Genomic DNA, 7,470 nt, shown 5'->3' with positions numbered 1-7,470 from the left:
ACCACCAAAACGAGAACCAATTCCAGCCGCCATAATAATTAATGTTGTTTTCATAACTAAGTATCTCCTTTAATATAATATCCCTTTCAGATACCTTTATATTCTAACTACAAAACTAACCATTTACAACCTTTTATCAAACCAAACTCTTTTCAGCACGATTTATAAAAATCATTTTATTCATGAATCTACAATAACAAAGCCTCCACTTAATCTCTAAGCGAAGGCTCTGTTTATTCTTATTTAACTTACTTTCTTTTCTTTATTAAGATATAGATTATCACCGCAATACATGATAACATCATCAAATAATACATTGAAGTAAAATTCGATACACCTGTTACAACTTTTGTTTCTGTTTTCTGTGATTCTTTATCTACTTTGGTTTCTATATCTTTATTTGATTCCATATCTTCAGCACTTGCATATTTGTTCTTATCTTTATCCGAAGGATTAATTGATAGTAATGGATCTTTCTTTTCTTCTGGTCTTATGCTTTGTTGCTTTGAATCTAAGATAGTGAATGTATCATTTGCAACAATTTCATATCTATAATTTTTTGACTTACTCTTTACAGTAAGTTTATAATTTCCTACTTCTTCTCCAACCTCTCTAATCAAAATATAATCATCTGTTTCTAATATTGGATCTTTTTCTCCAACATATTTTTGATAGTTCGGTAATTGCAATTCAATAGTTTTAGGAAGAATTGTTACTTTAAATGGAATGGATTCATAATACCTGGAATCAGCATCAAAACTGACAATATATTCTCCCGCATCTTTTAACAAGATTGGTTCAATATCACTTCTACCACTATCAATCTTATATCCATCTTCGTAGTAAACAACCTCTACATCCGAATGCGTAATCTTTGTCTTTTCAACTGGAACATCTTTTTCATTCTTTGGCTCAAATTGAAAATCAATGTTACCATCATAACGATCAAATGATACAAAGTCTCCGTTTGATAAAATTCTTAATTTCAACTCATAATCACCATCGAATTTACACAGATATTTCTTTTCTTCAGAATCTCCTTCTCTCCAATCTTTGTTGTAATTCACGCTAACAAGCACTTTTTTAGGATTGATCTCAAAAGTAACATATCCACCACCAGTAACCGCAAAATACTTTCCACAATCAATTGGAGCATCCTCTAAAAACTCAAACTCAGGAATAGAATAATAACCAGTCGCACCCTTAATTTCTATCTTTTGACCTGTATATTCAAAAGATAACACTTCCTCTTCCGCTTGTATACCAATTGGTATACAGCACATAAACAACGCTATAAATACACCTAAAATTCTCCTCATATTATATTTTCCTTTCTATAGGTGAAGCTCTACTTCAACTATATCAAAGAATAGTGTTATTTGCTACTATATAATATAATATTACTTAAATTAAGATATATATTTATAACTTTTCATATTTTGTTAACATGTCTAACCAAATAATGAGATCCAATTGAAACGATCCGTATATCTTTCAGCATGTTCCCATACTACAATATCTGGTTTATATTCATCTAATAAGCTCGGCTCAAAAGACCAAATGTTTACAGTTTGTGCTTCTGCAAAATATTGACTTAAAATACTCAACATTTCATCTGAATACGAATCTCCTATTACCAATATTTTTTTGTCTGATTTTATTTTTGTGTTTACTGTGGCTGGATCTAATTGATATTGAGTATCATTATTGAATGTATCTTGCATATCACATAAACGTGCTAAATCTCCAGAATAATGATTTGTGATTTTGCCAAACTTAACATCCTTTAATTTATCTGTTTTCCCATCAATCTTATCCTTTAGTACCTGTACCGTCACAAAAGCACCGATCTGATTAAAATGTGTATCACTCTTATAGTACACTTGCTGTTTCTTTTTCGCTTTTACAAGTGTTGGTTTTACATCCACTACATTTAAATCCGTATTCTCTTCTAAATACTTCATCAATAAATCTGTCTTTGATGTTGTATCTTTTCTTTCTATTGTATTTGGCATATATTCCGGATACACACTCGATTTATTTGGAATCGAAAGTATATAGAAATCTATTCCATAATTTGAGAATTGATTTCTCTCATTTGTTAGTTTATCTGCAACTGCCTGCATAGTAGCCTCATCATAATGATTTGTACCCTGATAATCTGAAATCGGGTCCCCATCCTCTGTAGATTTGTAGAATAACCAATCTTCTTTTCCAAGTAATACCTGAGTCGATTCAATATATGTATTTCCTGAAGTTTTCTTTGTTACTTCACTAGCTGCTTTTGCACCTTCTTTTTTACCCGTTAAATTTGAAGTAAAAGAATCCACTGCACCCTTTACTCCTGATTTATCTTTCTTTGTTTCTAGTTCATGCCCCTTAACAACATCACTCACCTTTTCATCTTTTTTAAATAAAGAAACAGTTTGATTAAATAATGTTGAAATGGATATTCCAAAAATCACGAAACAAAATACGAACATTATTATTTTTTCTTTCATGGTGCCCTCCTAGAAATTAAAATAAATAAATGGATTATATGCATTTGAGAAAATAAAGATGATACTCAAATACAAGATTCCACACATACATACGACATACAACAAGTTATAAACCATATTCTTTTTAAATATACGATTGATATTTTTAAAAATAGGAAAACAACAAAGAATACCCATTATAAAATATAGAATGTATTGTTTAAAATATTGAATCACATAGGCATCCATAAATCCTTTACAACCAAATCCAAACATAGAACGAATATATACGAGTGCTGCACTTAAACTATCACTTCTAAATAATACCCATCCCATCATGACAAAGAACATTGTGTATAGGTTTTTAAATTTTCCCATTTTCTCATCCATATGAAAAAACTTTTCGAGAATCAATAACACAAAATACATAAGTCCCCATACAATAAATGTCCAGTTTGCACCATGCCAAACACCCGTTAAAAACCATACGACAAAAATGTTGAATACTAAACGAGTCTTACTATTTACTCTAGAACCACCTAGTGGAATATAAATATAATCTTTAAACCATGTTTGTAAAGAAATATGCCACCTTCTCCAGAATTCTGAAATACTTTTAGAAATATATGGATACTTAAAGTTTTCTAAGAAATGAAAACCAAACATACGACCCAAACCAATCGCCATATCCGAATAGCCTGCAAAATCAAAGAAGATTTGAAGTGTATACGCAATCGCACCCATCCATAATAATAAGAATGAATTGGTTGTTCCTGTACTTGTTACATTCCCAAATACAGTATCCGAAACAACCGCAAATTGATTGGCTAATAATACTTTTTTTCCTAAACCAATAATAAAACGATTTACACCCATCGCAAAATCATTCAAATTCTCTTTTCGATTCTCAATCTCATTTGCGACAGTTTCATAACGCACAATAGGACCTGCGATCAATTGAGGAAATAAAGAAATATACAGACCAACATTTAAAAAATGAGTTTGAACCTTTCCCTTACCACGATATACATCCACTACATAAGAAATAGCTTGGAATGTAAAAAAAGAAATTCCAATTGGAAGAGCTATCTTAAACGTATCTTCTTTACCTGTGAAAATAGAAACAATAAAATTCAAATACTTAAAATATCCCAGTATACATACATCAATTACAACCATTAAGAATAGAATCAATCTCTGCATTCTCTTATCGTCTGAATATTTATTGATTAATAAACCTAGTCCATAATGTAATAGAATCATAAACAGCATTAAGAACACATATTTTGGTTCTCCATATGCATAGAATAATAAACTCATAACAAATAGAAATATATTCTTACCTACTGTATGTTTTCTTAACACAAGATAATATACAGCTAATACGAAAGGTAAAAATAGAAACAAAAATACTTCACTTGGAAATAACATACCCTTTAACCCTTTCCCTTTAAAAAAGAGTTCCTAAGAACTCTTTTCAAAGATTTATTTTTTCAATAATACATTCACCATGCTCACAATATCATGACCATAGTTCTTAGAAGTAGCCCAACCATATCCATTAGGATTCTCTTTAATACCTAACCATTCCACATATTGAGCACTACCACGCTTAACTAAATTAAATCTTGGATCCACACATGGGTTTGTTAATGGGGATATCGAACCATAAGCTTTTAAATGTTGAATCTGAGCACGAACACCCATTCTTACATTGCTAAAGCTTGCTCCATGTACTGCTCCAGTAGCACCAATACCTGCAAAGTTATATTGGTTTGGAAGTACGTCTCCACCATATTTTAAGAATCCTGTTTCTTTCATACATTGAGTAAATGCTACTTCAGCTCTTACACCCTCCGCAGTTGCTTCTTCATAGAAGATTTGGGCAAATTGATTGATTGTACTAGCTCCACCCTTAGCTAAACATCCATCATATTTGCCATTATATTTGGCCTTAAATGTATCGTAACCTGACGCATTCGCATTATAGTAGCGAACCATTTGAGCCACTGTAGTTTGACTAGTACCCATGATCTGCATCAAAACACCAGTTGCGTTTGTATTAATATATTCAAACACCCATTTTTGTGCATTCGAATTATTTGATGTATATAGCTGAATATTTGAACATCTACGAATTTTACCATCTTTTACGTCTAATACCATAGTTGAATTTAATGCAGACACAATGCGTAGGTTTTGATTATTATCAAACATCACAATCCATTTTTGATTGTAGTCATTTGTTTGCCTTTGTTGATAAACATTAGCAGTTCTTCCACTTCCACTAGCTGTCAAATACATACCAGAACCAACATTTTGGAAAGAAACATATCCAGTTGAATCATGTGTAATTTTCCATTTTTGTGCATTTGTTCTATTCAAAGAATATAATTGAACATTGGCACCAGCATATAGACTTCCATCCGCAACATCTAATGCATATCCTACATTTTGATTTTTTATGTAATAGACACCATCTGGCATACGCCCCTTATTTTGACTGGCATACGAATCACAACGCTCACGCTCTGTTACATATTTATTAAAAGTCCATTGTTGTGCTGCTGTATTATTACTCTTATATAGTTGAATATTAGAGCCAGAATAAACAAAACCATTTCTAATATCTAAAGCAAAACTTGTATCTATCGCAGAAACAATTGAATATCCGGAACCACTCTTTTGTACAATCCATTTTTGTGCACGAGTACCATTTGAGGCATATTGATGAATATTTCTACCATTTTTTGTGATCGCTCCATCTAAGTCAATTACTTTACCCGAATTAATATTTGTGAATGTGACAAAACCTTGAGAATCATGACTCACTTTAAATGCTTGTGCTTGCGTTCCGTTACGTAAGTATAATTGAACATTCGCACCATTTCTTGTTGAAGCCGAGTTAACATCTAAAGCATAATTACTATTTTTTACACTACAGATTTCGTATACACCATCTGCTAATGTATTCTTGTTTTGTGCCGCCAAATTATTGATTCTTTGTTCTTTACTTACATACTTTGTAATATTCCATCTTTGAGCATTTGTTCCATTATAAGAATAAAGTTGAATATTTCTATAATTATTAACTACAGCATTATGTAAGTCCAATACATAGTTAGAATTTAATGCAGATATAATTATATATCCATCTCCATCTCTTTTCACAATCCATTTTTGTGCACGCGTACCATTTGATTTATATTGCTGAATATTACCTCCATTTTTCACAACTGCATCACTTAAATCTAACACTTTTCCTGATTTTACATTTGTGAATGTTACATACCCTTGTGAATCATGTGAAACATTAAATTGTTGAGCCGCCGTATCATTATTCTCATACAATTGAATATTAGCTCCATTGTTTGTATGACCATCTTTTACATCAAGTACATAATTAGAATTTAATAAAGTTGAAATAGTATATGTACCATCTGCCAAAACATTTCGATTCTCAGCTGCCAATGCATCTATATGCGCATTCTTAGCTTGTAAACCAAGTGCACTCACAATACCTTTCGCATCCGCAATACCAAGTTGTTGTAACTTAGCATCTGAACCTAAATATTTATCAAACTCTTCTTTATTACTAATAAAACAATGCTCAACAATTAAACCTGTGATATTTGCCTGTTTCGCATAACGGATGACACCATAGTAATCTTGATCACTACTGTTTGGATTTGATGATGTAGTCCCGTCCGTATAGTTACGAATCTTAATACCACGATCATACAATCCCAAAGCTGTCAATTGTTTTTGAATCGCCTTTGCTAAATTTTGACCATTAGTAGAAAGATTCTTATTTCCACTTGTATTTGGATAATACACTTCTGCACCATGAGCTGCTGAATTTTGGGCAGAATTAATATGAATACTAATGAAGTAAGAAGCACCTGCTTTTTTAGCTACTTCCACACGATTTTTTAAATCCATAGCCGCTTCTTCACTTAAGCGCGTATCTGTAGTTCTAGTCATAACTACATTCACATCATATTTAGCTAATTCTTCCTTACAATATCGAGCAATCTTTAAAGTTAAATCCGATTCTTTTGCACCAAATGCAGTAGCACCTGAATCACTACCACCATGTCCTGGATCCAAACAAATTGTCATTCCACCAGTCGCATGTCTTGAAAACTCATCTACTGACATTGTAGCTGGTTGACTCGCAACCCCATTCACAATCTCTTCTTCAGCTTTATTTACATCCGTTACTTCAATAATGCCTTCTGAACTAATTGAATCCTCTGTTAAATCAGGTAATGTTGCATCATACCCATCATATTCTTGATCCACACCAAATTTAACATCCATTTCTAAATCACTAAAGTTTAAATAATAAGCTTGTCCATTATAAACATAATGAAGTGTAGTCACACTATATTGTCCTTTTTCTTCTTCATTAAACACTCTAGAAAACTTAACTAAATTATCAACTTGTTCAGAACACTCTAAATCAAAAGAAGTTCCATCCTCTTTTTGAATGGTCAATCTAAAATCTGAATACCCTTCCGCATTATTTAATGAAAGAATAAAGTTTTCTGTTTCTCCATTTGATAATACGGGATTATCGACTAAGAAGTATTCCATCATATTAGAATCACCCAATTGCTCCTCTTCAACAACTGGCTCTTCCTCTTCAGCAGGAACTTGCTCCTCTTCTGTAGGTGTTTGTTCTTCTACAGTAGGAACTTGCTCTTCTGTAGTCTCTTCTTCAGTTTGTGTTTCTTCTACAACAGGCTCTTCTTGCGTTATTTCATCATCTGCACGAACTGTATACATATTAGATAATGTTGATACAGACAAAACTAAACTTAATACTAAAGCCAAAATTGGTTTTATATTTTTATGCATTTTCTATCCCTCTCCCCAATAATGCTATTTTAAATGAATATGCAAACAAATTCAACAAAACTTAAAAATAACGGATATTTAAATTCTTGTAGGGTCGAACATAGTCCTTAAATTTTTATAGGGTCGT

At 32.0% G+C, this 7,470-nt stretch carries 4 protein-coding genes; all 4 read right to left on the bottom strand.

The features are described 5' to 3' along the window. Nucleotides 1–248: 248 nt before the first annotated feature. The 4 genes from KTQ83_RS10620 to KTQ83_RS10605 all read right to left on the bottom strand — a co-directional run bounded on the left by KTQ83_RS10620 (nt 249) and on the right by KTQ83_RS10605 (nt 7,343). Nucleotides 249–1,319, bottom strand: a complete 1,071-nt coding sequence (locus KTQ83_RS10620; protein ID WP_217256793.1) for a hypothetical protein — start codon at nt 1,317–1,319, stop codon at nt 249–251. A 132-nt stretch (nt 1,320–1,451) separates the two neighbouring features. After that, the gene (locus KTQ83_RS10615; protein ID WP_217256792.1) at nt 1,452–2,501 is read right to left on the bottom strand and encodes an alginate O-acetyltransferase AlgX-related protein; all 1,050 of its coding nucleotides are present in this window, start codon (nt 2,499–2,501) and stop codon (nt 1,452–1,454) included. Nucleotides 2,502–2,510: 9 nt separating this feature from the next. Next, nucleotides 2,511–3,911: an MBOAT family O-acyltransferase gene (locus tag KTQ83_RS10610; protein WP_217256791.1), complete on the bottom strand. Its 1,401-nt coding sequence runs from the start codon at nt 3,909–3,911 to the stop codon at nt 2,511–2,513. A 54-nt stretch (nt 3,912–3,965) separates the two neighbouring features. Beyond that, nucleotides 3,966–7,343 (bottom strand): RICIN domain-containing protein, encoded by a 3,378-nt coding sequence (locus KTQ83_RS10605; protein WP_217256790.1) that lies wholly within the window; start codon nt 7,341–7,343, stop codon nt 3,966–3,968. Between the last annotated feature and the right edge of the window lie 127 nt (nt 7,344–7,470).

Origin of the sequence: Holdemanella porci (assembly GCF_019052655.1) — a bacterium.
Lineage (GTDB): Bacteria > Bacillota_I > Bacilli_A > Erysipelotrichales > Erysipelotrichaceae > Holdemanella > Holdemanella hominis.
Note: the sequence above shows the minus strand (reverse complement) of the source record. Positions and strands in the feature narration are given on the sequence as shown.

Bases quoted from the DNA above. Each gene is read 5' to 3' on its own strand.
- KTQ83_RS10620 (WP_217256793.1), bottom strand. From the start codon at position 1,319: ATGAGGAGAATTTTAGGTGTATTTATAGCGTTGTTTATGTGCTGTATA.
- KTQ83_RS10615 (WP_217256792.1), bottom strand. From the start codon at position 2,501: ATGAAAGAAAAAATAATAATGTTCGTATTTTGTTTCGTGATTTTTGGA.
- KTQ83_RS10610 (WP_217256791.1), bottom strand. From the start codon at position 3,911: ATGTTATTTCCAAGTGAAGTATTTTTGTTTCTATTTTTACCTTTCGTA.
- KTQ83_RS10605 (WP_217256790.1), bottom strand. From the start codon at position 7,343: ATGCATAAAAATATAAAACCAATTTTGGCTTTAGTATTAAGTTTAGTT.